The 21,453-nt window shown below is 71.7% G+C and carries 23 protein-coding genes; 14 read left to right on the top strand and 9 right to left on the bottom strand.

Annotated features, from left to right (window positions below):
* Window positions 1–76: 76 nt before the first annotated feature.
* Window positions 77–619, bottom strand: a complete 543-nt coding sequence (locus tag OG965_RS05645; protein ID WP_371649747.1) for a flavin reductase family protein — start codon at window positions 617–619, stop codon at window positions 77–79.
* A gap of 193 nt (window positions 620–812) precedes the next feature.
* On the opposite strand from OG965_RS05645, the gene OG965_RS05640 reads away from it, so the two are divergent.
* Both OG965_RS05640 and OG965_RS05635 read left to right on the top strand, forming a co-directional pair.
* Window positions 813–1,886, top strand: a complete 1,074-nt coding sequence (locus tag OG965_RS05640; protein WP_371649745.1) for a phosphotransferase family protein — start codon at window positions 813–815, stop codon at window positions 1,884–1,886.
* A gap of 81 nt (window positions 1,887–1,967) precedes the next feature.
* Window positions 1,968–3,437: an FAD-binding protein gene (locus tag OG965_RS05635; RefSeq protein ID WP_371649743.1), complete on the top strand. Its 1,470-nt coding sequence runs from the start codon at window positions 1,968–1,970 to the stop codon at window positions 3,435–3,437.
* A 126-nt stretch (window positions 3,438–3,563) separates the two neighbouring features.
* Here the strand turns inward: OG965_RS05635 and OG965_RS05630 are convergent, their stop codons facing one another.
* The 6 genes from OG965_RS05630 to OG965_RS05605 are packed head-to-tail and all read right to left on the bottom strand — an operon-like array spanning window position 3,564 to window position 7,208.
* Window positions 3,564–4,619 carry an LLM class flavin-dependent oxidoreductase gene (locus OG965_RS05630; protein WP_371649741.1) on the bottom strand — a complete coding sequence of 352 codons (1,056 nt, stop codon included), beginning with the start codon at window positions 4,617–4,619 and terminating at the stop codon, window positions 3,564–3,566.
* 57 nt (window positions 4,620–4,676) lie between these two features.
* A complete protein-coding gene (locus tag OG965_RS05625; protein ID WP_371649739.1) occupies window positions 4,677–5,453 on the bottom strand; it encodes an SDR family NAD(P)-dependent oxidoreductase in 777 nt (258 codons plus the stop codon).
* Entirely contained in the window at window positions 5,450–5,911 is a 462-nt protein-coding gene (locus OG965_RS05620) for a nuclear transport factor 2 family protein (protein ID WP_371649737.1), read from the bottom strand. Before OG965_RS05620 ends, OG965_RS05625 begins: the two co-directional genes overlap by 4 nt.
* Window positions 5,892–6,416 carry a nuclear transport factor 2 family protein gene (locus tag OG965_RS05615; protein WP_371649735.1) on the bottom strand — a complete coding sequence of 175 codons (525 nt, stop codon included), beginning with the start codon at window positions 6,414–6,416 and terminating at the stop codon, window positions 5,892–5,894. Before OG965_RS05615 ends, OG965_RS05620 begins: the two co-directional genes overlap by 20 nt.
* A 4-nt stretch (window positions 6,417–6,420) precedes the next feature.
* Window positions 6,421–6,900, bottom strand: a complete 480-nt coding sequence (locus OG965_RS05610) for a nuclear transport factor 2 family protein (RefSeq protein WP_371649733.1) — start codon at window positions 6,898–6,900, stop codon at window positions 6,421–6,423.
* Window positions 6,897–7,208 carry an antibiotic biosynthesis monooxygenase gene (locus OG965_RS05605; protein ID WP_371649731.1) on the bottom strand — a complete coding sequence of 104 codons (312 nt, stop codon included), beginning with the start codon at window positions 7,206–7,208 and terminating at the stop codon, window positions 6,897–6,899. The genes OG965_RS05610 and OG965_RS05605 overlap by 4 nt, the downstream gene beginning before the upstream one ends.
* Window positions 7,209–7,466: 258 nt before the next feature.
* Between OG965_RS05605 and OG965_RS05600 the strand changes: the two genes are divergently transcribed.
* Together OG965_RS05600 and OG965_RS05595 are read left to right on the top strand one after the other, a co-directional pair.
* Window positions 7,467–9,047: an FAD-dependent monooxygenase gene (locus OG965_RS05600; RefSeq protein WP_371649729.1), complete on the top strand. Its 1,581-nt coding sequence runs from the start codon at window positions 7,467–7,469 to the stop codon at window positions 9,045–9,047.
* A gap of 38 nt (window positions 9,048–9,085) precedes the next feature.
* Window positions 9,086–9,949 carry an NAD(P)H-binding protein gene (locus OG965_RS05595; protein WP_371649727.1) on the top strand — a complete coding sequence of 288 codons (864 nt, stop codon included), beginning with the start codon at window positions 9,086–9,088 and terminating at the stop codon, window positions 9,947–9,949.
* Between the two features lie 134 nt (window positions 9,950–10,083).
* On the opposite strand, the gene OG965_RS05590 is transcribed toward OG965_RS05595, so the two are convergent.
* Complete coding sequence (locus tag OG965_RS05590; protein ID WP_371649724.1) at window positions 10,084–10,731, bottom strand: hemerythrin domain-containing protein; 648 nt, start codon at window positions 10,729–10,731, stop codon at window positions 10,084–10,086.
* Window positions 10,732–11,063: 332 nt separating this feature from the next.
* Between OG965_RS05590 and OG965_RS05585 the strand changes: the two genes are divergently transcribed.
* Window positions 11,064–11,675, top strand: a complete 612-nt coding sequence (locus OG965_RS05585) for a TetR/AcrR family transcriptional regulator (RefSeq protein WP_371649722.1) — start codon at window positions 11,064–11,066, stop codon at window positions 11,673–11,675.
* 87 nt (window positions 11,676–11,762) lie between these two features.
* Here the strand turns inward: OG965_RS05585 and OG965_RS05580 are convergent, their stop codons facing one another.
* Window positions 11,763–13,691: a helix-turn-helix domain-containing protein gene (locus OG965_RS05580; protein ID WP_371649720.1), complete on the bottom strand. Its 1,929-nt coding sequence runs from the start codon at window positions 13,689–13,691 to the stop codon at window positions 11,763–11,765.
* A gap of 398 nt (window positions 13,692–14,089) precedes the next feature.
* Here OG965_RS05580 and OG965_RS05575 point away from each other — a divergent pair, with 398 nt between their 5' ends.
* The 9 genes from OG965_RS05575 (at window position 14,090) to OG965_RS05535 (ending at window position 21,447) form a co-directional block, all read left to right on the top strand.
* Window positions 14,090–14,860 (top strand): ArsR/SmtB family transcription factor, encoded by a 771-nt coding sequence (locus tag OG965_RS05575; RefSeq protein WP_371656851.1) that lies wholly within the window; start codon window positions 14,090–14,092, stop codon window positions 14,858–14,860.
* A 42-nt stretch (window positions 14,861–14,902) separates the two neighbouring features.
* On the top strand, window positions 14,903–15,361 hold the full coding sequence (locus OG965_RS05570; RefSeq protein ID WP_371649718.1) for a cytidine deaminase: 459 nt from the start codon (window positions 14,903–14,905) through the stop codon (window positions 15,359–15,361).
* Window positions 15,362–15,505: 144 nt separating this feature from the next.
* Complete coding sequence (locus OG965_RS05565) at window positions 15,506–15,667, top strand: hypothetical protein (RefSeq protein WP_371649716.1); 162 nt, start codon at window positions 15,506–15,508, stop codon at window positions 15,665–15,667.
* 31 nt (window positions 15,668–15,698) lie between these two features.
* Complete coding sequence (locus OG965_RS05560; protein WP_371649714.1) at window positions 15,699–16,334, top strand: disulfide bond formation protein B; 636 nt, start codon at window positions 15,699–15,701, stop codon at window positions 16,332–16,334.
* A gap of 684 nt (window positions 16,335–17,018) precedes the next feature.
* Window positions 17,019–17,243, top strand: a complete 225-nt coding sequence (locus OG965_RS05555; RefSeq protein ID WP_371649712.1) for a hypothetical protein — start codon at window positions 17,019–17,021, stop codon at window positions 17,241–17,243.
* A 72-nt stretch (window positions 17,244–17,315) separates the two neighbouring features.
* Entirely contained in the window at window positions 17,316–18,101 is a 786-nt protein-coding gene (locus OG965_RS05550; protein WP_371649711.1) for an SDR family NAD(P)-dependent oxidoreductase, read from the top strand.
* A gap of 26 nt (window positions 18,102–18,127) precedes the next feature.
* Window positions 18,128–18,499: a MerR family transcriptional regulator gene (locus OG965_RS05545; protein WP_371656850.1), complete on the top strand. Its 372-nt coding sequence runs from the start codon at window positions 18,128–18,130 to the stop codon at window positions 18,497–18,499.
* A 142-nt stretch (window positions 18,500–18,641) separates the two neighbouring features.
* Window positions 18,642–19,181, top strand: coding sequence for a hypothetical protein (locus tag OG965_RS05540; RefSeq protein WP_371649709.1), 540 nt, complete (start codon window positions 18,642–18,644; stop codon window positions 19,179–19,181).
* Between the two features lie 406 nt (window positions 19,182–19,587).
* Window positions 19,588–21,447, top strand: coding sequence for a M1 family aminopeptidase (locus OG965_RS05535; protein WP_371649707.1), 1,860 nt, complete (start codon window positions 19,588–19,590; stop codon window positions 21,445–21,447).
* Window positions 21,448–21,453: the final 6 nt, after the last annotated feature.

Raw genomic sequence — 21,453 nt, 5'->3', positions numbered from 1 at the left:
CCGGCCCGAGCGCACAGCGCACGACGTCGCCCCGCCGGTTCGACCGGCGGGGCGACGTCATGGTCCGGCGCGAACGCTAGCCGTGCTCGGCCGACGCCTCGGAGGAGGGCGCGACGGTGTGCAGGGCGCCCCGGTGGAAGACCAGCGGCGGGCGCGCGGCGTCCACCCCCAGACCCACCACCTCGGCGACGGCGAAGAAGTGGTCGCCGAGCCGCTGGACCTGGCGCACCAGACAGTCCAGCCAGGCGGTGGTGCCCGGCAGCACCGGGTTGCCGTGCGGCGACTCCCACCACGTCAGACCGGCGAACTTGCCCGCGGTGTCGCCCGGCCCGCCGCTCTTGGCGAAGCGCGCGCACAGCTCCTGCTGGTCATGGGCGAGGATGTTGACGGTGAAGGACCCCGCCTCGCTCATCGGCGGCCAGCTCACCGACTTCTCGTCGATGAAGATGCCGACGAGCGGCGGCTCCAGCGACACCGACACGAACGACCCCACCACAAGCCCGGCGGGCCCGGCCGCCGTCGCCGCGGTGACCACGGTGACGGGGCTCGGGACGTGGCCGAGTATGTGCCGGAACAGCTGCGGCTCCACAAACGCACCCACAGGCGGTGCCCAGGACATGTCGACCTCCCAAATGGTGTTCTCTGGTCAACAGCCATGCTGGGGGAGGCGGTTGGGGAACCGGTCGGAGGCGGATGCAGAGCCGCCGATGAGCGCGTCACGCCGCGCCCGGCGTCGCCGTTCATCCTCCATCCGCCCCCCATCGGCCACCTCGACCATGGGGGACACCCGTATATGGATGGAGGAGCCGGCCATGCCCGTGCCCCAGCAACGTGATCCCGAACTCACCCGGAAACATCTGACGACCTGGCTCGGTGAACGCCTGCCGGAGGCGGCGGACCTGCGCGTCCGCGTCGAGGTGCCCGAGGGCCTCGGCTTCTCCAACGAGACGCTGCTCGTGGACACCAAGTGGGGGCGGGCGGGCGCCGAGCGGCACCGCCGCCTGGTCGTCCGGGTCGCCCCCACCCGCTATCAGGTGATGCCGGGCTCCCGGCTCGACGAGGAGTACCGCGTCCTCGACGCCCTGCGGGACACCGATGTTCCGGTGCCCGGTGTCATCGGCTTCGAGCCCGACCCCGGACTGCTCGGCGCGCCCTTCTACGCCATGGACCGCGTCGAGGGCTGGGTCCCGCCGGACCTGCCCTCGTACCACCGCGACGGCGGACCGGTGGCCGCGCTCGACGAAGGCGGCCGCGCGGCGGTGTGGTGGGGCGGTGTGGAGGCGCTGCACCGCATCCACCGCCTCGACGTCACCGCGCTCGGCCTCGACGGCCTGCGCCTCTCGGCACACGGCCCGTACGGCCTCGGCGCCCAACTCGACTACTACGAAGCCCACATGGACCACTTCGGTGGCGCGGACTCGGTGCCGGTCCGCGAGGCGCTGGCGCTGCTGCGGGGCGGGCTGCCGCCCGAGCCGGAGCGGCCGAGCCTGCTGTGGGGTGACGCGCGCCTGGGCAACCTGATGTTCTCCGGTGTGGCCCCCGTGGCCGTACTGGACTGGGAGATGACCTTCCTGGGCCCCGGCGAGGCCGACCTCGGCTGGTACCTCTACCTCGACCGGCACCTCAGCGAAGGCGTCGGCGCACCCCGGCTGGCCGGGCTTCCCGGGCGCGCCGAGACGATACGGCGCTACGAGGAGCTGGCGGGGCGGCCCGTCGCGGCACACATGGACTGGTACGAGGTGTTCGCGGGCTTCCGGTTCGCCCTGATCGCCTCCCGGGTGGGACGGCTCCTGGTGGAACACGGCTTGGTCGCCGCCGAGGCCGACGTCCCGCTGGCGCGCAACGCCGCCAACCTGCTCGCCCGCACGCTGGAACCGCTGGGCTGAGTCCCATGCCCCCGCTTCCCCCCACACGCCCAACTCGCCTAACCCTTACGTATGTTCGGACCCGTTCAGAGAGGCCGTCCCATGGAAACCCATCAGCACCGCACCGACGCCCTGGTCGTCGGCAGCGGTTACGCCGGATCGATCGCGGCCCTGCGGCTCGCCGAGGCCGGGGTCGCCACGATCGTGCTTGAGCGCGGCCGCCGCTGGCAGGTCGGCGCCGACGGCGACACCTTCGCCACCCAGCACCGACCGGACGGCCGCGCGTCCTGGCTGAGCCCGAAGTCCCCGCTCACCGACCAGACGCTCGACATCTACCCCGGCGTCCTCGAATCCCTGGAGGGCGAGGGCCTGACGATGATCGCCGCGGCCGGTGTCGGCGGCGCCTCGCTGCTCAGCAACGGCACGATGGTCGAGCCCTCGCCGGAGCTGTTCCGCCGGGCCTTCGGGGACTTCCTCGACCAGCAGGAGATGCACGACGTCTGGTACCCGCAGGCGCGGGAGCTGATCGGCTGCTCCCCGATACCGAAGGACGTCCTCGACTCGGACTTCTACCGCTCCTCGCGCGACTTCATGGACCAGCTGGAGCGGGCGGGCATCCCCTACGACCTGGTCGACCTGGCCGTCGACTGGGACGCGGTCCGCGAGGAGATGGCCGGCCGCCGGGCCGCCTCGCACATCGCCGGGCTCAACGTCTTCGGGGTGAACAGCGGCGCCCAGCGCAGCGTCGACCTCACCGTCCTGGCCCGCGCCGAGGCGACGGGCCGCGTCGAGGTGCGCCCGCTCAGCGTGGTCACCGGGATCCGTCCGCAGGGCGACGGCCACCTGGTCTCGTACGACGAACTGGACGAGCGCGGCACGCTGGTGGCCCGGCACGAGGTGCGCACCACGCACCTGGTCCTGGCGGCGGGCACGCTGGGCACCACCCGGCTGCTGCTGCGCGCCAAGGCCGCGGGGTACCTGCCCGGCCTGGACGCCTCGGTGGGCACCAGGGTCGGCAACAGCGAGGTGATCACCGCCCGGACGGGGATGGCCCCCAACAACCCGGCGCAGGGCGGCCCGTGCTCGGTCGTCGTCAAGGACTGGCAGGACAACCCGCACGCCCCGGTGACCCTCCTCAACTTCCCCTGGGTGGACGCCCCGTCCGACGAGGGGTGGATCACCACGATCGGCGCCTCGCCGACCGAACCCCTGGGCTCCTTCCGCTACGACGCGGGCAAGGACGACGTCGTCCTGAACTGGCCCGTGGAGGACCCGCGCGCGGTGCGGGCGACCCATGCGGTCCAGCACACCCTGGACCGGCTCAACGCGGTCACCCCGGGCAGCAGGACCGCTTTCAACCGCATCGGCACCACGGGCGGGAACGTGGTGGGCGGTGTGCCGCTCGGCCTCGCCACCGCCGCCGACGGCAGTGTGCACGGCGCGCGCAACCTGTACGTCGTCGACAGCTCGCTGCTGCACGGCTCGTCCGGCGCCGTACCGCCCGCGCTGACCATCTCGGCGGTGGCCGCGCGCGTGGCCTCGCTCCTGGTGGCCTCGGTCGCGGGCGCCTGACGCACCGCGCCTGATACACCGCGTCTGACGCACCGCTTTTGACAGCGGACATACGAGAGGGGCTCCCCCGATGGTTTCGGGGGAGCCCCTTCCTCGTGCCTCGCGGTGGTGCGAACTGCCGTGTGCCTACCGGAAGTTCGGGATCACCTGCTCGGCGAAGAGCCGGGCGGTGCGGGCCGTCTCCTCGTAGGGCGGGTTGCCGGAGATCATCTGGAGGCTGATGGTGACGTCGCCGTACCACTCGCGGATGGTGCGCAGCCGTTCGGTGACCTCGTCGGGGGTGCCGACCAGCGTCTTGTTCTCGGCCACCGACTTGTCGAAGTCGGACTTCTTGATCTTGTCGACGATGGCCTCGTATCCGGCGTAGCCCTCGCTGCGGCGGGTGCCCCACGCGGCGACGGCGTCGACCATCACGGCGTTGGTGCGCTGCGAGTACTCACGGCCCTTGGCCCGTGCCTCGGCGGAGTCCTCGCTGAGGTAGCACCCGTAGCTCAGGTGCACCTCGTCGCCGCCCGGCGCGTGGCCCGCGTCGGCGTACGCCTTGCGGTACAGGGTGAGCATCTCCTGCACCTTCTCGCGCTTGGAGATGGACGGCACGAGCAGCAGCCCGTGGCCGTCGTGACCGGCCTGCTCGCACGACGAGGGCGTGATGGCCGCGGCCACCAGGATCCTCGGGTGCGGGCGCTGGTAGGGGCGGGGGAGCAGGGTGACCGGGCCGAACTTGTGGAACTCGCTGTCCCAGACCACGTTCTCCTCGGACCACAGCTTCTGGCAGGCGCGCAGGCCGTCCAGGAAGCGGGGCCGGCTCTCGTCCATGGCCAGCTCGAAGGCGTCGAACTCGTCGGGCAGGAAGGCCCGGCCGAAGCCCACCTGGAGGCGGCCCTTGGAGATGTTGTCCAGCATGGCGAGCTTGCCCGCCAGCTTCAGCGGGTGCGTGAAGGCCGGGATCACGGCGCCGGTGACCAGCTTGATGCGGCTGGTCCGGGCGGCCGCGGCGGCCAGGAACGTCACCGGGTCAGGGCTGTAGCCGCCGTACTTGAAGAAGTAGTGCTCCACGGTCTTGATGTGGTCGTAGCCGAGCTCCTCGGCGAGCTCCACCAGCCGCAGGGCCTCGTCGAAGTACACATCGGCGGGCTTCTCTTCCGGACCGACGGTGGGGAAGAAATTGATACCGAATTCCATTGCTACTCCGTGTCGTTGCAGACGTGTCGGTGTGGACGTATCGATTTCGCGGTGCGGTCAGAACACGACCCCGGCGCCGCCGTCCACCGGCAGTACGAGGCCGGTGGCGAAGGACGCCTCGGGGCGGGCGAGGTGGACCAGCCACCAGGCGATCTCCTCGGGCTGTCCGACCCGGCCGAGCGGCACCCGGGCGCGCTGTCGCTCGCGCATCCGCTCGATGCCCGCGGGGTCGAGCCCGGCGTGCTCGCCGATGGGTGTCTCGACGGGCCCGGGGGCCACGGCGGCGACCCGGATGCCGCGCGGCGCGAGTTCGAGCGCCCAGGTGCGGGTGAGGAAGTCGAGCGCCGCCTTGGTGGCGCCGTAGACGGAATGGCCGGGCCAGCCGCGCTGGTTGCCGGCGGTGGTGACGTTGAGGACGGTGCCCTTGGCCGCTTCCAGGTGGGGGAGCGCCTCCTGGGTGAGGAAGAGCGGCGCGAGCAGGTTGGTGGCGACCTGGCGGTGGGTGTCGTCCGCCTCGATGGTGCCGAGCGGGGCGGACCGCATGGTCACGGCGTTGTTCACCAGGACGTCGAGGCCGCCGAGTTCGCGGACGGCCGCCTCGACGACCAGCCGCGGTCCGTCCGGCGTCGAGACGTCGGCGGCGAACGGGTGGATGCCGGGGCGCCCGGCCGCGGTCTCGGCGAGCCGGGCGGCCCCGCGCCCCACGACCAGGACCCGGGCGCCCTCGTCGGCGAACGCGTGCGCCACCGCCCGCCCGATGCCGGTACCGGCCCCGGTGACGACGACGCACCGCCCGGCCAGGCCGGTGTCGGCGCCCGTGGCCGGCCCGGTCACAGCTCCGTGCGCTCTCCGTCGGTGCCGACCGGCGACCACCACAGGTTGCCGCGGGTGACACCGTCGGCGAACAGGGCGCTGCGGCCCTCGACGATCTTGCCGTTCTCCCAGCGCAGCATGTGCACGCCCTCGACCTGGAGCCGCTCGTACGGGGAGACGGTGCCCTCCTCGGCGTGCGCGCGGTAGCCGTCGAGCCGGTAGATGTCGACGGAGATGCCCTCCGCCTCGTTGATCAGGATGCTGAGTGTGTCGGCCTGGATGCGGCCGCCGCATGCCTCGCCCAGCTTGCCCATCTTCTGGAGGTAGTCGTCCAGGCCGTTGAACCAGCCGGCGAACTGGTGGTTGCCGGGCATCTGGAAGCGCAGGTCCTCGGACCAGTATTCGGTGATCTTGTTCCGGTCGCCGGTCATGAGGGCCGCGTAGGCAGCCTCCACCCGCTCACGTGTCAGATCGGCCATGGTGTTCCTCCTGCTCGGTGCCGGTGTGCGAACCGGCCACGCTGTCATGGGAGTTGACCCGGTGCCGGACGAGCCAGCCGTCGTCGTGACGGACCAGCTCGTCCCGCCCGGTGGTGCTCAAGTGGAGCTCGCAGGGCCCGCCTCGCGGGGTCTGTACGAGCACCGCGTCGTAGCGCGTGTGCACGGCGCCGTCCGAGGCGGGACGCACGGTCAGCATCCCGATCAGATACCGCCGTACCCGCCCGTCCGCCCGGCGCTCGCCGACCGCCCCGCGCGCCGCCGCCGCGATGGCGGCGCGCCCGGTGCGTACGGGCGGCGCGTTCCCGGCGAAGACCTTGTCCGCCGGGGCCTCCTGCTCGAAGACGGCGTCCTCGGTGAAGGTGAGCGCCCAGCGGTCCACGTCGCCCTCGCCGAGGAGGCGCACCTGGCGGGCGTAGAACCGCTGGATCTCGGCGTAGAGGCGGCCGTCCGCGGTCTCGGGAAGCTCCGGGAGCGGGGGCGCCATCGGTTCAGGACCCGTCGTGGTTGATGTCGCGGTGCTTGATCAGCCACCGGCCGGCCCGCCGGACCAGCACGTCCTCGCCGGTGGTGCTCAGATACACCGAGGCCTTGCCGCCGTGCGGGGTCTCGAAGACCACCGCGTAGTACTGGGTGCGGACCGCCTCCTCCTCCCCCGCCCCGGCGCTCTCGGGGACCGCGACCACCATGGAGAACCAGTGGCGGCGCTGGACATTGCGTCCCGCGAGGCGGTCCACGCCGCGCCGCATCGAGGTGGCGATGTGCGAACGGCCCTTCCACGGCTCGGGTTTGACGTTCTGCGCGAACACCCCGTCCTCGGTGAAGCCCTCCGCCCACTCCTCCGCGGAGCCCGCGTCGAGCAGCTGCATGTGGCGGGCGTAGAACTGGAGGATCTGGGCGTACGTGTCCGCCGAGACGGCGGGCACATGGGTGCCGGCGGACGCCATGACCGCGGCGACGTCGGGGGTCACCGGGCCGCTCCGGCCTGGCGGGCGACGCCCTCGACCACGACGTCGCTCAGGTGCGGCTCGCCCTTGATGACGGTGCCCAGCGCCTTGAGGCGGGCCCGGAACTCGGGCTCGGTCAGCGCCGTGTCGAAGGACTCCTTGCTGTCCCACTCGGCCACGTTGAAGTAGATGCCCGGCTCCTTCTGGGAGCGGATCAGCTGGTAGCGGATCAGACCGGGCTGCACCTCCATGAACTCGGCGACGTGCGCGTAGATCCGCTCCAGCTCCTCGGGCTTGCCGATGAGCGTCAGCTTGTTGACGAAGACGACCACGAAGACTCCTCGTTAGGACGAACGGTGACACCGGGCACCGGTGCGGGCCGGAAGGCTCCGGATCGCGGGGTGGTGGCCCCCGGGGCGCTCTCCACACTCCGCTCCGCCGCTGATGCCTGGTTGGTGACTCGTTGGAGGACGACGGCGCCGTACGTCACGACCGGGCCCCCAGCCCGTCGGCATCGCGCCCCGATCCGGTCACCGTCCCGGCTGTCGATGCTGAAGGCACCGTCTTGTCCACCGAACCCGGGAGTGTCCGTGTCCGAGGCATCCGTGCCCGTTCTCATCGCCGGCGGCGGTCTGTCAGGCCTGTCCACCGCGCTCTTCCTCGGCCTGCACGGCGTCCGGCCGCTGCTGGTCGAGAAACACCCCGGCACCTCCGTCGTGATGAAGGCGCGCGGGCAGTACCCGCACACGATGGAGGCGCTGCGCGTCGGCGGCGTGGCCGACCGGATCACCGCCGCCTCGCCGGGCGGCACCGGCGACTTCTACATGGCGCTCGCCGACACGCTCTCCGGCCCGGTGCTGCGCGGCATCATGACACAGGGCGAGATGAGCATGGGCCATGTCTCGCCCGAGGACTGGGCCATGGCCAGCCAGGAGCACACCGAGGTCATCCTCGCCGAGCGCGCCCGCGAGCTCGGCGCCGAGCTCGCCTTCGGCACCGAGCTGGTCTCCTTCACCCAGGATGCCGACGGGGTCACCGCGCTCCTGCGGGACGTGGCCACCGGCGCTGAACGCACCGTGCACGCCGACCAGTTGGTGGCGGCGGACGGCCGCAAGAGCCCGGCGCGCCGGGCCCTGGGCGTCGGCATCCACGGGCGCGGACGGCTCGGCGAGGTCTTCCGGGTCTTCTTCGACGCGGACATGAGCGGCCCCCTGGAGGGGCTTGCGGGCGGGGTGACTGAGGCCCGCAGGTTCGCCCTTTTCCACCTCCTGCAGCCGGTGCCGGGCGTCTTCTACACCACGGACATCCCGGGCCGTTACGGCTACATCCACGGCATGACCAAGGACCAGCCCGACTTCCGCGGCTACACCGAGGAGCAGTGCGCCGCCCTCGTACGCACCGGTCTGGGCATGCCCGATCTGGAGCTGACGGTGGCCGGCTCGGGGCGCACCGAGATCGTGTGCGAGGTCGCGGACCGGTTCTCCGTGGGGCGGGTGCACCTCGTGGGCGACGCGGCGAAGGTGGTGCCGGCGCCCGGCGGGCTCGGCGGCAACACGGCCATCATGGACGGCTTCTACCTCGCCTGGAAGTTGGCCATGACGGTGCGGGGGCAGGCCGGTCCCGGGCTGCTCGCCAGCCATGACGCGGAGCGCAGGCCGGTCTCCGACATGATCGCGGAACAGCAGTTCGCCAACACGGTGGAGCGCCTGGGTCCCGACCTCGACGACGGTACGGCGGCCGCGCCCATCCACCCGGTCGTCCAGGTCTTCGGCTACCGCTGCGCCCAGGGCGCCGTGGTCCTGGAGCCGGGCGACGAGGGCGAGCTCCTGGAAGACCCCACGGCCCCCACCGGGCGCCCCGGTTCACGGGCGCCGTACGTGTCGCTCGACGGCGGCGGCTCCACCACGGCCCTGTTCGGCCGGTCCTTCGTCCTGCTCGCCGGGGCCGACGCCACGGGGTGGGAGCAGGCGGCGAAGAGCGCCGCCCAGCGGCTCGGCATCGAGATCGCCGTACATCGGGCGAGCGGCTGGGAGAAGAGCTATGGCGTGACGCCCACGGGCGCCGCGCTGGTGCGCCCCGACCGCTTCATCGCCTGGCGCGCGGCGGACGACTCGGGGGCGGCGGGCCTGGAGGACGCCCTGCGCACGGTCCTGGACCGCCCCGCCAACTGACCACCGCACCTTCCCAACCAGCTGAATCGGAGACACCCATGACCATTTTGGTGACCGGGGCGACCGGCAACGTCGGCGGCAAGGTGCTGGCGCGCCTGCACGCGGCGGGCCATTCCGTACGGGCCCTGACCCGTGACCCCGCCCGCGCCCGACTGCCCGCCGGGATCGAAGTGGTGGGCGCCGACCTCGGCCTGCCCGACACGCTGCCGGACGTGCTCGACGGCGTACGCAAGGTCTTCCTCATGTCGCTCGGGCACAACAAGCGCACTCACGACGCGAATCTGGTGGCCGTGGCGCGGAAGACGGGTGTCGAGCACATCGTGCAGCTGTCCACGCTCGGCGTCGCGGAGGTCGAGGAGGAGAACGACACCCCGCTGGGCCTGTGGCACCGCCAGGCCGAGAAGGCGCTCACGGAGTCGGGCCTGGCCTGGACGATCCTGCGGCCCAACGGCTTCATGACGCACGCCCTCGGCTGGGCGGACGCGGCGCGCGGGGACGGTGTGGTGCGCAGCCCCGTCGCCGATCTGCCCGAGGCGCTGGTCGACCCGGAGGACATCGCCGACGTCGCGGTGCGCGCGCTGACCGAGCCGGGCCACGGGGGCCGCACCTACGCGCTGACCGGCCCCGAGGCACTGACGGCCCGTCAGCAGGTGGCGGTGCTCGGATCGGTGCTCGGCCGGAAGCTGCGCTTCGAGCAGATCTCGATCGAGGAGCACCGCGCGGTCATGGCGGGGGTATATGGGGAGGCGACTGCCGACGGCGTGGTGGCGGCGCTGCGGAAGGCGCTCGAATCGGGCGACGACTTCCGCGGGCGGCTGTTCCCGGATGTGCAGAGCGTGCTGGGCCGCCCCGCCCGCAGCTTCCGGGACTGGGCCGAGGCGCACACGGCCGACTTCGCCTGAGCCCCGGTCGCGGCCTCGACCTCGGTCTCGGTCTCGGCCTCGGTTGAATTCGACTGACCGGCAGACCCGTTACGGCACGGTGCCCGGCGTCCATCGGATGGACGCCGGGCACCGTCGTGCTCGCCGGAGGGGTGTCAGGCGGCGGCCTGGGAGAAGGCCCGGGTGCGCTTCTGGTAGCGCGGGCGCCACACGGCCCGGTAGAGGAAGCGCACCGGCGGCGGCACCACGCCGAGCGCGGTGCGCTGCGTCTCCTCGGAGGCGCCGTCAAGGACCCAGGGGAAGTACAGGGCGCCGCCCTTGACCCCCAGCATCCGCCGCTGCTCGGCGCCGAACGTGTCGTACTCCGGGGCGCTGAGCACCGACAGGACGACGGGCAGCGCCGCCTGCTCCTCGTGGTCGAGGTGGTGGGCCAGCTTGTCGGCGACCGTGGCGATCAGGGCGGGCAGCCGCTCCTGCTGCCGCTGGGCCAGTACGTCCTCGACGCTCTCCAGCAGCGGGTCGAGGACCTCGTGCTCGGCGTCCATCTCGTCGAGCATCCTCAACCGCTCCGGGTCGTCGGCGAGCTTGGCGCGCATCAGCGGCCACAGCACCTTGTCCTCGGCGGTGTGGTGGATCGTCAGGAAGGTCTGGAAGGTCTCCCACCCGGTCCGGAAGGCCGAGCCGGGCGCGGTGCCGTTGTCCCGGGCGGCCGCGGCCAGCAGGCCCAGGTCGCGCCGGAAGGCGTCGTGGGTCGCGTACATCAGCGTCAGGTCGGGCTGGGCGCGGCCCTCGGTGGCGGTCATGGCAGGGGGTCCTCTCACAAGCGGGGTCGGGTGTCGCTGCTGCGGTCATTGCGGCGGTGGGGGAAGACGCCGGGCCGGCACTCAACGGTGCACGTTGTTCCGAACCTATGGAACAGCTTGCCCCACACCTAGCTGTGGGGCAAGCTGTTCCATAAGCTTTGTCGGGGAAGACGGTTCAGCGGCGGGTCGCACGGCGGCCGGTGCGGCGGGGCGCATGGTGGTGAGCCGTACCGCCGACGGGTGTGACCTGCGTATACGCCACGCGGAGGAGGCGCGGCCGGCAGGGCCGTACGACTTACACTCGTGCCACGACGACGACAGGACGGAGCCGGATGTCCGCGCCCACCGAGCCGAGCCGCACCTCCGACGCGCCGGGCCGCGGGCCCGATCCGCGCGCCGAGCGCAGCCGGGCCGCCGCCCTGGCCGCCGCCCGCGACCTGCTCATCGAGCAGGGCTGGTCGGCCGTCACCCATGTCGCCGTCGCCGCCCGCAGCGGCGTGGGCCGCACCACCCTCTACCGCCACTGGCCCGACGCCTCGGGCCTGGTCCGCGACGTCATCGCCGAGCGGATCTCCACCGCGCACACACCGCCGACGGGCGTCCTGCGCGACGACCTGATCCGCGAACTCGACGGGCTGCGGCGCCTGCTGCACGACCCGGTGAGCGACCGCGGGCTGCGCGCGGTCATCGAACGCGCCGGGGTCGACCCGGTCTTCGCCCAGCTCAAGGAGGCGCTCTACCGCGAGGGCTCCCGCGTCTTCCGCACCGTGCTCGACGACGCGAAGGCCCGCGGCGAACTGGCCGCGGACCTCGATGCGGACCTGGCCGTCGACCAGCTGGCGGGCCCGCTGATGTACCGCCGTCTGCTCGCCGGGCGCTCGGTCACCGCCGAGTACGTCGAGCGCGTCGTCGACGACTTCCTTACGGCGCACGCCCCCGCCTGAGAGCCTGTCTTTGAACCGGGACCCGCCCCGGCACACGCTCCTGGGAGCCCGTACCGGGGCGGGCGCGGGGAGCCTCGTGGAGCGACGTCAGCGCACGACCTGCCCGGCCACCGCGTGGCCCCGCAGCGACGCGCTGACCTTGGACAGGCGCAGCGCGAGCTGGATCTCCAGGGCCGGGCCCGGCTGCTGCCACTCGGGGCCCAGGAGCTGCGAGACGCGCTCCAGGCGCCGGGCCACCGTGTTGGTGTGCACCCGCAGCGCCTCCGCCGCGTACGTGGGACTGGCGCCCGCCGCGAAGTACGCCTCCAGGGTGGCGGCGAGATTGGTGGAGCGCCGCTCGTCGTAGGTGAGGATCGGGCCGAGCGTCTGCTCGATGAACGCGCCGATGTCCCGGCTGCCGCCCAGCAGCATGCCGACGAAGCCGAGTTCGTCGGCCATCGCCGGAGTGTCCGCGTCCTCCTTGCCGAGGATCGTCAGGACGTCCAGACAGGCGGCGGCCTCCTGATACGCGGCGAGGAGCTCCTCCGGGCCGCCACCGGCCGAAGCCGCGCCCACCGCGACCGGCCGGCCGAGCGTCTTGGCCAGGCGCTGCTTCACATCGCGGGCGGCCTCACGGGCGTCGGAGTGCGGCAGCAGGATCACCAGATGGCCGTTGTGGACCGTTCTGGCGCCCCCGCGGAGCCAGACGAAGGTCGACGTCCAGGTCGACAGCGCGTGTCCGTCGCCGACCGGGAGCTGGGTGACGATCACGGCGTGCCGACGGCTCAGATCGAGCCCGAGCCCCTTGAGGCGGCGCTGGCAACGGCGGCTGAAGGGGACGCCGTTGAGCAGCCGGTCCAGCGCCTCGTCGCGGAACTTGCGGTCGGCGGACTCGCCGCCGCGGCTGAGCGTGACCAGGATCGCCGCCGCCTGGACCGCGTACCGGACCAGGTCCATGTCGGGCGTGCGTTCCGCCGGGCAGCGCAGGACGAACGCGCCCCGGTCCTCCTCGCCGGTGCGGACGGGCACCACCACGGTGCCGTCGTCCAGGTGGACGACGCGCTGCTCGGCGCGGGCGGTGAAGGTGGCGGCGGCCAGCTCCTCCTCGTCGTCCCACCGGCCGCTGGTGCGGGCCATGGTGTCGTCGTTCTCGTCGCGCAGCCAGACCGAGCCGTCGAGCGTCTGGCCCGCGGTGACGGTGAACGCCTTCACATCGACTCCGCCGAGGGCGAGTTCCACGAGCCGTCGACCGTCCTGTGCCGTCTGCCGCCGCGCCCGCTCCCCGGTGCGCAGTCGGTCGAGCTCGGCGGCGAGCTCGGTGACCCGGCCGCGGGCGAGCTCCAGGGCCTGGACCGATTTCACGGCGGCGACGGCGTAGTTGGCGACGGTGGACATCGTCGCGACCTCGTCCGCGGTGTACGAGCGGGCGACCCGGTCGCCGCCGAAGAGTACGCCGACCACCTTGCCCGCGCTGCGCAGCGGCACCGCGAGCAGCGCCGTCAGCCCCTCTTCGAGGACGACGGCCTCGATGTGCTCGGAGCGCGGGATCGTGTCGTCCCGGTGGCAGTCGGAGGTCCACACGGGCGACTGCCCCACCGCCTTGATGGCGTTGAGGCCCTGCCAGACGGGGACGCGGGCGACCCCGCCGAGTACGGAGATCGCGCCGTCGGCGGCGCGGATGCACGAGCCGTCCTCGCCGTCGAGGAGCAGCACCCAGGCCATGTCGACGTGCAGGAGGAGCCGGGTGCGGCGTACGAGGGTCGTGAGCAGCGAGTCGAGGTCCTCCTGCTCCGCCAGGGCCCGGGTCGTGTCCATCAGCAGCGCGAGCTCGTTCTTGCGCCGCTCCAGGTCGGCCATCTGCTGCTCGACCCCTAGGGCGAGTTGCTCGGCCCGCTCCAGGTCGTCCACGACGTGGGGCGGAGCGCCTCCCCGCCGTGCCTGCAGCGCCGGTTGACTGAAGGCTCCGCGGGAGGACCGCATGGCCAGCAGTTCCAGATAGGTGACGGCACCGCTCAGGGTGGCCGTGTCTTCGGACATCTCACTCCGTACTGTGCGCAGGGGGGACGCTCCGCCGACGGGTTGCGCCGACGCGGCTGAGCGACTGGGGGTGATGGGGGGTGTCCAGTCTCCGCCGGTCCGTCGCACGGCGGAAGGACGCACGGCACCCGGGGGTGGGCCGTGGCGGGCGGATCGCCCGGCAGAGCGGTAGCGGGACCGCTGACCTGCTCTTGAGTTCTCCGGCTGCATTCTTCGTCACCACGACAGGACCCCCCGCGGCCATTAGGACTTCATCACGATGGCGCGATCAAGTAATTTCCCGTGTTTTGGCCAGAACTGTGCGGCGCCGCGGGGATCGGCGCTGATGGGGCTCGGGACGGGCTTCCGGAACTTGACATGCAAGTAAATGCTTGCATGATGGAAGGGTGAGCGATGAGATGGACAAGGTCTTCAAGGCCCTCGCCGACCCGACCCGCAGGCGTCTGCTGGACCGGCTGTTCGAGGACAACGGCCAGACCCTCGGTGAGCTGTGCGACGGTCTGGAGATGTCCCGCCAGGCGACCACCCAGCACCTGGGCCTGCTGGAGGCCGCGCATCTCGTCAGCACGGTCCGCAGGGGCCGCGAGAAGCTCCACTACCTCAACCCCGTGCCGCTCCACGAGATCCAGGAGCGGTGGATCCAGAAGTTCGAGCGCCCGCGCCTCCAGGCGCTGAGCGCACTGAAACGGAAAGCCGAGTCCGCCATGTCCGCCAAGCCGGAATTCGTCTACACCACCTACATCGAGGCCACCCCGGAGAAGGTCTGGGAAGCCCTGACCGACCCCGACATGACCGCCGCGTACTGGGGCCACAGCAACGTCTCGGACTGGCAGCCGGGCTCCGCCTGGGAGCACCGCCGCACCGACGGCTCCGGCGTCGCCGACGTCGTGGGCACCATCGTCGAGTCCGTCCCGCCCGAGCGCCTGGTGTTCACCTGGGCCGGCCCCGATGAGGACCGCCCCGACGGCCCCGCCACGGTCACGTTCGCACTCAAGCCGCTGGGCGGTACGGTCCGGCTCACCGTCACCCACGAGAACCTGCGCGACGAGAAGGAGCGCCGCGAGGCCGCGGGCGGCTGGTCGGCGGTCCTGTCCAACCTCAAGACCTATGTGGAGTCGGGCAAGCCGCTGTCCCTGCCGATGTGGACCCACCCCGGCAGTGAGGACTGACCCGCGTTCGCGGCGCGAGCCGCACCTCCGTAGCCTGCGGATATGCAGATCCCGATCCACGAACTGACCGCGGCCGACCGTGAACTCATCGACTTCGCCCGTGACATCGTCGACGCGAACACCGACGGGCAGGACGGTGTCCACACCATGGGCGCCGCCGTCCGCGCCGCCGACGGCACGATGTACGGCGGCATCAACCTCTACCACTTCACCGGCGGCCCCTGCGCGGAACTCGTCGCCCTCGGCCACGCGCGCGCCTCGGGCGCCCGGGAACTCTCCACGATCGTCGCCGTCGGCAACATGGGCCGCGGCGTGGCCGGCCCGTGCGGCAGGGACCGGCAGGTGCTCTTCGACTACCACCCGGGCATCCGCGTGCTCCTCCCCACGGCCGAGGGTGTCGTGGCAAGCGTCGGGATCAAGGACCTCCTGCCGTTCGCCTACGCCTGGAGCCCGGACGCGGTCTCGACGGTGTACGACGGCGAGGAGTCCGGCACGCCGTAGCGCGGTGGCCGCGGCGAACCGGTCGGTGCGCGCGGTGCGCACTCATAGAGCGGCTCTATGAGTACATCGACGCGTTGCCCCTACCGGGGTGCGGGGCGCGGGCGGAGGGTGAGGTCGTAAGCCTTCCGCTGAAGCAGGGACACCATGTACACCCTCCTCTTCCTCCTCATCTTCCTGTGCGTCATGGCGGTGGTCCGTGAGTGGCCCCGCCGGTCCCGGACGCTGCTGTGGACGGGAACCCTGGCCGTCACGGTGCTGGCGTTCCTGCCCCACGTCCTCGACCACACCTTCCACATCGCCCTCTGAGCCGTACGCCCCTCGGAGGAGGAGACCTCTCATGACCGCCACACTCACCGCCGCCCCCGCCCCCGCCACCTCGGCCCGCCTCTCCCACCGCCTCGGACTGTGGTTCGCCCACGCTTACGTCCTGGGCATGTGCGGCACCCTCGCCGGTGCCTACTTCTTCCAGTTCGGGCTGGGGGAGTACCCCTGCCCCATGTGTCTGCTCCAGCGGATGTTCTTCCTGCTCAGCGCGGTCGGCCCGGCCTGGATCATCGCCCGCTCGCGCAACGGCGCGGTGACCACCCGCGAGTTCGCCTCCGGCTGGGGGTGGGCCGTGGTGGCCGCGCTGATCGGGAGCACCGTCTCCGCCACCCAGGTCCTGATGCACATCGTGCCCCCGGATCCCGGGTACGCGGGCGCCCTGTTCGGCCTGCACCTGTACACCTGGGCCCTGATCGCCTTCCTCGCCGCCGCGGTCGCCGCCGGAGCCGCCCTGTTCCTGGCCCCCGAGGCCGAGCCCCTGGACGCATCCGTCGCCTCGCCCGCCCTGCGCAGGGCGTCGGCCGTGACCCTCGCCGTGCTGCTCGCCTTCGCGGCCAGCAACCTCGTCGCCTGCTTCCTCCTCCAGGGCTTCCACTGGCAGATGCCCGGCGACCCCACCAGTTACCAGCTCCTCACCGACCTCCTCTGACCCCCGAGCCCGCCTCTTCCCCGGCCGACCCCGACCTCGGCCGGGGAAGAGGCGTACGGGTCCGTGGACGCGCGGCCGCCCGCATTCGGACGCGGGAGCGGAGACGTCCCCCACACCGGCGCATCCGGTCCGCGAGCCTGTCCACTCCCGGTCGGGGCGGGTGACGATGGACGTCTATGGTCGCGAAACCCATCGTCGCGAAACCCTGCGCGCGCAAGTGTCGCGCTGTCCTGTCCCTGCTCGGGGCCGTACTGGCGGCCGCCTTCGGCGCGTGGGCGTACTGGGCCCTGGCCGCCCCCGCCGCGTACGCGGCCGCACCCACGCGAGCGGGCGTGGCCCGCTGCGAACTGGGCGCCTACTTCAGCGACTTGTTCGACATCGACCCGGTCAGAAGCCGGTTCTCCGCACGGCTGTGGCTGTGGACGATCTGCCCGGACCGGAGCTCCGACCCGCTGCCGCACGTGTCCCTGTCCAACGCGGACGGCCCCGTGACCTCGGAGCCGCACGTACTCGACCGGGGCGGCCGGACGCTCGACCAGGTGCTGGTGCAGTCGAGCTTCCGCCAGGAGTGGGACGTACGCGACTTCCCCTTCGACCGGCACCGCATCGAGGTCCTGGTGACCGCGCCGGACGACACCGCCCGTTTCCGCTTCGCGCTCGACGAAGGGGCAACAGGTCGACTCGGTGGTCACCAGCACCATCGGGCTGACCCTGATCGACTGGCTCCACCTGGTCACCCTCGCCTTCCTCCTCCTCGCGGTGGCCGGCACCGTCCTGGCCTGGCGCTGGACCGCCCGGGGCGGCAGCACGGCCCGGGCGGAGCGGCTCAGCCACCGGGGAGCGTGGGCGGGACTCGCCGCGTACGCCCTGATGTGCGGGGGGCTGGTCGCGCTTGCGGCGTGCCGATGATGCCTGTGCCGGGTGTCAGGCGGACAGGGCGGCGACTCTCCTTGACCTTGCCACTGGCGGCAGGGTTGAACGATGACCGGCATGAACACCACGATCACCCACACCACCACCGAATCGCCGACCACCAGGATCGTCGTCGTCACCGGGGCCGGTACCGGCATAGGCCGGGCCACCGCGCGTGCCTTCGCCGACGAGGGCGCCCATGTGCTGGCCATCGGGCGGCGGGCCGAACCGCTTCACGAGACCGCGGCCGACCGGGGACGGATCACGCCGCTGGTCGCCGACATCACCGCCGAGGGCGAGCCCGCGCGGATCATCGGGACCGCGCTGGAACTGCACGGGCGCCTGGACGTGCTGGTCAACAACGCCGGCATCGTACGCAGTGGTGCGCTCGACACCCTCACTCCGGAGCTGATCGCACCGCAGATCGCCACCAACCTGATCGCCCCCACTCTGCTGGCCCGGGCCGCGCTGCCGTCCCTGGAAGCGTCCGGCGGGGTGATCGTCAACGTCAGCACCTCGGTGGGGCAGCGGGCCTGGCCCGGGAACTCGCTCTACGCGGCGACCAAGGCCGCGTTGGAAGCGCTGACCCGCAGCTGGGCCGTCGAGTTGGCGCCCCGGGGCATCCGGGTGGCGGCCGTCGCCCCCGGCGCGATCGACACACCGATCGGCGCACACCAGGGACTGACGCCCGAGCGGCTGGCCGCGCTGCGCGAGTGGCAGTTGGCGCACACTCCGTTGGGCCGGATCGGCAGACCGGAGGATGTCGCCTGGGCCATCACCCACCTCGCCGCACCGGCCGCGTCGTTCATCACCGGGGTGGTCCTCCCGGTCGACGGGGGTGCGGTGGTGGCGTGATAAGAGTGGCCCGGGAGGTGGAACGGGTGCGGATCGGTGAGTTGGCGAAGGCGACCGGGACGACGGCGCGCGCGTTGCGGCACTACGAGGAGGCGGGGCTGATCGCCTCGGAGCGGGCCGCCAACGGCTACCGCGTCTTCGACGACCGTACGGTGGTACGGGTCCGCAACATCCGCCATCTGCTGGCCGCGGGCCTCACCCTGGACGACGTGCAGGTCTTCCTGCCCTGCCTGGACGGTGACGTGACCGCGGCGCCGCCCTCGGACCGGGGGCTGCGGGTCGCCCTGGAGCGACTGGCGGTCCTCAACGAACGCATCGCCGCCCAGACGGAGGCCCGCGACCGCCTGCGGGCCGCGCTCCGGGAGAAGACGGGCGACCGGATCCGGCCGGTGGCGTAGCTCCTGTTGGCGCCATTTGGGCTTATTCGCTCTGCGCCGAAAGGCTTGGCCCCCGGCGTCGACGGGTGGTCTAGTTGCTGGCGGCATCGAGCCGCCACCACCTGGGCGGCTCAACCGACGTCACCGTCAGGAGATGAGCCACATGGCCATGCTTCACAGAACAAGACGCGCGTTACTCGGGGTTGCCGCACTGCTGACCGGGGGCGCCCTCGCCCTGTCCGGCGCCGGTGCCGCGCAGGCGGGTGGGCAGCCGCCCGCCCTCGTACAGCCGATGGACGGCGGCACCTGTACCGGCAACTGGCACTACATCGGCAGCCCGGGCAACTTCACCATGTACGGCACCTACGCCGGGCAGGTGCAGCAGCTCTGGGATTCCTCCTGCAACAAGCTCCAGGCCCATTGGCAGTGGGCAGATTCGTTCCAGAGAGCCCACAGCCAGGGCACGGTCTGCGTGGCCCTGGTTTCGCCCACCAGCGGCAAGGTCGAGCCTTACGTGTGCGGTCCGATCACCCAGAAGGACGTCTCCGCCTGGGGGTGGGTGCACGACGCCAACCCGGACGACTGGCGCGCCCAGGCCAACATGTGGACGCCTGACCGCAACTGCTACAACGACGCGTGGGGCACCGACCACTGGTACGGCGGCCAGGACTGGGCCGCGCCCCATCCCGGCGGCGGGTGCTGAGCCGGTCGAACGGTGGTCCGCTGTCGCTCATGAGAGGCGCAGCGTGAGGTCCGGGTCAGCCGGATCGCGTACGAAGTCGTGACCGCTCAGAACGCGGGTCACCGTGCCCGCCCGGCTGTCCCGCAGCCGGGCGGTGCGGTCCCGGGCCCCGGACTCCGTTCAGGCGTGTACGAGCTCGGGTTGGTGAGATGACAGTTTTACCTGCCCCTGATGGCATGCCCTGGTCAAATCTGCCAGGCTTCCGGCAGCCGTCGCCCCGGACCGCCCCGGGGAGGCGCGCGACAGAAATCTCACCGCAGCCATCGCGCGAGCGATGCGCGCAGTCCGCGGCCGCCCTCCGGCGCACCCAAGCCGTCGGGCGGCCACCGAGCAGGCCGCAACCCCGGCCGCGTCAAAGGAGTTACGTGTGAGACCGACCCCCCACAAGGCCCTCGCCGCGAGCGCACTCGCCGTCGCCGCGCTGGCCGGTTTCTCGCTGCCGGGCACCGCGGCGGCAGCCGCACCGCAGGCGGCACCCAAGGCCGCCGCGTGCACCCCTGCCCAGGTGGTCGCCAACGGTGGTTTCGAGAGCGGGACTTCGCCCTGGAGCCAGTCGCAGACCAGCGTGATCACCAGTCGCACCGGTCAGAGCGCCCACGGCGGCACCACCTTCGCCTGGCTGAACGGCGTCGGCAGCACCCACACCGACACCCTCTCCCAGAGCGTCACGATCCCCTCCGGGTGCAGCACCGCCACGCTCACCTTCTGGCTGCACATCGACACCACCGAGACGACGTCGTCCACCGCGTACGACAAGCTCACGGCGAAGATCGGCAGCACGACCCTGGCGACGTACTCGAACCTCAACAAGAACAGCGGGTACCTGCAGAAGTCGTTCGACGTCTCGGCCTTCGCGGGCCAGACCGTGAACGTCGGCTTCACCGGCACCGAGGACTCCAGCCTCCAGACGAGCTTCGTCATCGACGACGTCGCCCTCAACACGTCCGGCGACACGACTCCGCCGGGTGACTCCACCCGTACGCCGGCCTCGCCCTCGTACACCGTCAACCTCAGCAGCAACACGAGCGGCACTGTCTGGACCGGTCACGAGAGCGCGACCTTCACCAACGCCTCCGCCACCGCGCTCAGCGAGGTGTATCTGAGGCTGTGGGACAACTACCACGGCACCTGCTCCGCGATGCCGATCACGGTCACCAACGTCACCGGCGGCACCGCGGGTTCCCTGTCGGTCGGCTGCACCGCCCTGCAGATCGCCCTGCCGACCCCGCTCGCGCAGGGACAGAGCGCCACCATCGGCTTCGACCTGGGCATCACCGTCCCCAGCGGCGCCGACCGGTTCGGCCACGACGGGGCCTTCAACAACATCGGCAACGCCCTGCCCGTCCTCGCGGTCAAGGACGGCTCCGGCTGGCACCTGGACCCGTACACCAACAACGGCGAGTCGTTCTACTCCCTGGCCGCCGACTTCAAGGTGACCCTCGACCACCCGACCTCCCTGCTGGTGCCCGCCACCGGCACCTCCGTCGACACCCCCGGCGGCAGCGGCCGTACGGTCACCACCGCCACCGCCCCCAAGGTCCGTGACTTCGCCTGGGCGGCCGGCCCCTTCACCAAGATCTCCGGCACCTCGGCGGCCGGGACGGCGATCAACATCTACTCCGTCTCGGGCATCAGCTCCTCCGACGCCCAGTCGATGCTGAGCACCGCCAAGTCCGCCGTGGACTCCCACGCGGCACGCTTCGGCGCCTACCCGTACGGCGAGCTGGACGCGGTGATCGACAACAACTACTGGTTCGGCGGAATGGAGTACCCCGGCTTCGTCCTCGACCTGGTCAGCACCACCGCGCTCACCCACGAGATCGGCCACCAGTGGTTCTACGGGATCGTCGGCGACGACGAGTACAACAGCCCCTGGCTGGACGAGTCGTTCACCGACTACGCCACCGACCTGGCGCTGAACAAGACGGGCAGCGGCTGCTGGAACAGCGTCTCCTGGGCGTCGTCGGCCGAGAAGATCACCAACTCGATGGCCTACTGGGACGCCCACTCCTCGCGCTACTCCACCGTCGTCTACGGCTACGGCAAGTGCGCCCTGCACGACCTGCGGCGCGTCCTCGGTGACACCGTCATGGCCAAGCTCCTGAAGGACTACGCCACTTCGCACTGGTACGGCGTCTCGACGACGGCCGAGTTCAAGGCCGCCGCCCAGGCCGCCACGACCACGGATCTGACGTCGTTCTGGACCCAGCACCGCATCGACGGCTGACGCCCC

This window comes from Streptomyces sp. NBC_00224 (assembly GCF_041435195.1).
Lineage (GTDB): Bacteria > Actinomycetota > Actinomycetes > Streptomycetales > Streptomycetaceae > Streptomyces.
The sequence above is the reverse complement of the archived record's forward strand: the minus strand, read 5'-3'. Positions and strand labels throughout refer to the sequence as shown.

Coding starts and splice junctions, on each gene's coding strand:
- OG965_RS05645 (WP_371649747.1), bottom strand. CDS start 619: ATGTCCTGGGCACCGCCTGTGGGTGCGTTTGTGGAGCCGCAGCTGTTC.
- OG965_RS05640 (WP_371649745.1), top strand. CDS start 813: ATGCCCGTGCCCCAGCAACGTGATCCCGAACTCACCCGGAAACATCTG.
- OG965_RS05635 (WP_371649743.1), top strand. CDS start 1,968: ATGGAAACCCATCAGCACCGCACCGACGCCCTGGTCGTCGGCAGCGGT.
- OG965_RS05630 (WP_371649741.1), bottom strand. CDS start 4,619: ATGGAATTCGGTATCAATTTCTTCCCCACCGTCGGTCCGGAAGAGAAG.
- OG965_RS05620 (WP_371649737.1), bottom strand. CDS start 5,911: ATGGCCGATCTGACACGTGAGCGGGTGGAGGCTGCCTACGCGGCCCTC.
- OG965_RS05615 (WP_371649735.1), bottom strand. CDS start 6,416: ATGGCGCCCCCGCTCCCGGAGCTTCCCGAGACCGCGGACGGCCGCCTC.
- OG965_RS05595 (WP_371649727.1), top strand. CDS start 9,086: ATGACCATTTTGGTGACCGGGGCGACCGGCAACGTCGGCGGCAAGGTG.
- OG965_RS05590 (WP_371649724.1), bottom strand. CDS start 10,731: ATGACCGCCACCGAGGGCCGCGCCCAGCCCGACCTGACGCTGATGTAC.
- OG965_RS05585 (WP_371649722.1), top strand. CDS start 11,064: ATGTCCGCGCCCACCGAGCCGAGCCGCACCTCCGACGCGCCGGGCCGC.
- OG965_RS05580 (WP_371649720.1), bottom strand. CDS start 13,691: ATGTCCGAAGACACGGCCACCCTGAGCGGTGCCGTCACCTATCTGGAA.
- OG965_RS05575 (WP_371656851.1), top strand. CDS start 14,090: ATGGACAAGGTCTTCAAGGCCCTCGCCGACCCGACCCGCAGGCGTCTG.
- OG965_RS05570 (WP_371649718.1), top strand. CDS start 14,903: ATGCAGATCCCGATCCACGAACTGACCGCGGCCGACCGTGAACTCATC.
- OG965_RS05565 (WP_371649716.1), top strand. CDS start 15,506: ATGTACACCCTCCTCTTCCTCCTCATCTTCCTGTGCGTCATGGCGGTG.
- OG965_RS05560 (WP_371649714.1), top strand. CDS start 15,699: ATGACCGCCACACTCACCGCCGCCCCCGCCCCCGCCACCTCGGCCCGC.
- OG965_RS05550 (WP_371649711.1), top strand. CDS start 17,316: ATGACCGGCATGAACACCACGATCACCCACACCACCACCGAATCGCCG.
- OG965_RS05540 (WP_371649709.1), top strand. CDS start 18,642: ATGGCCATGCTTCACAGAACAAGACGCGCGTTACTCGGGGTTGCCGCA.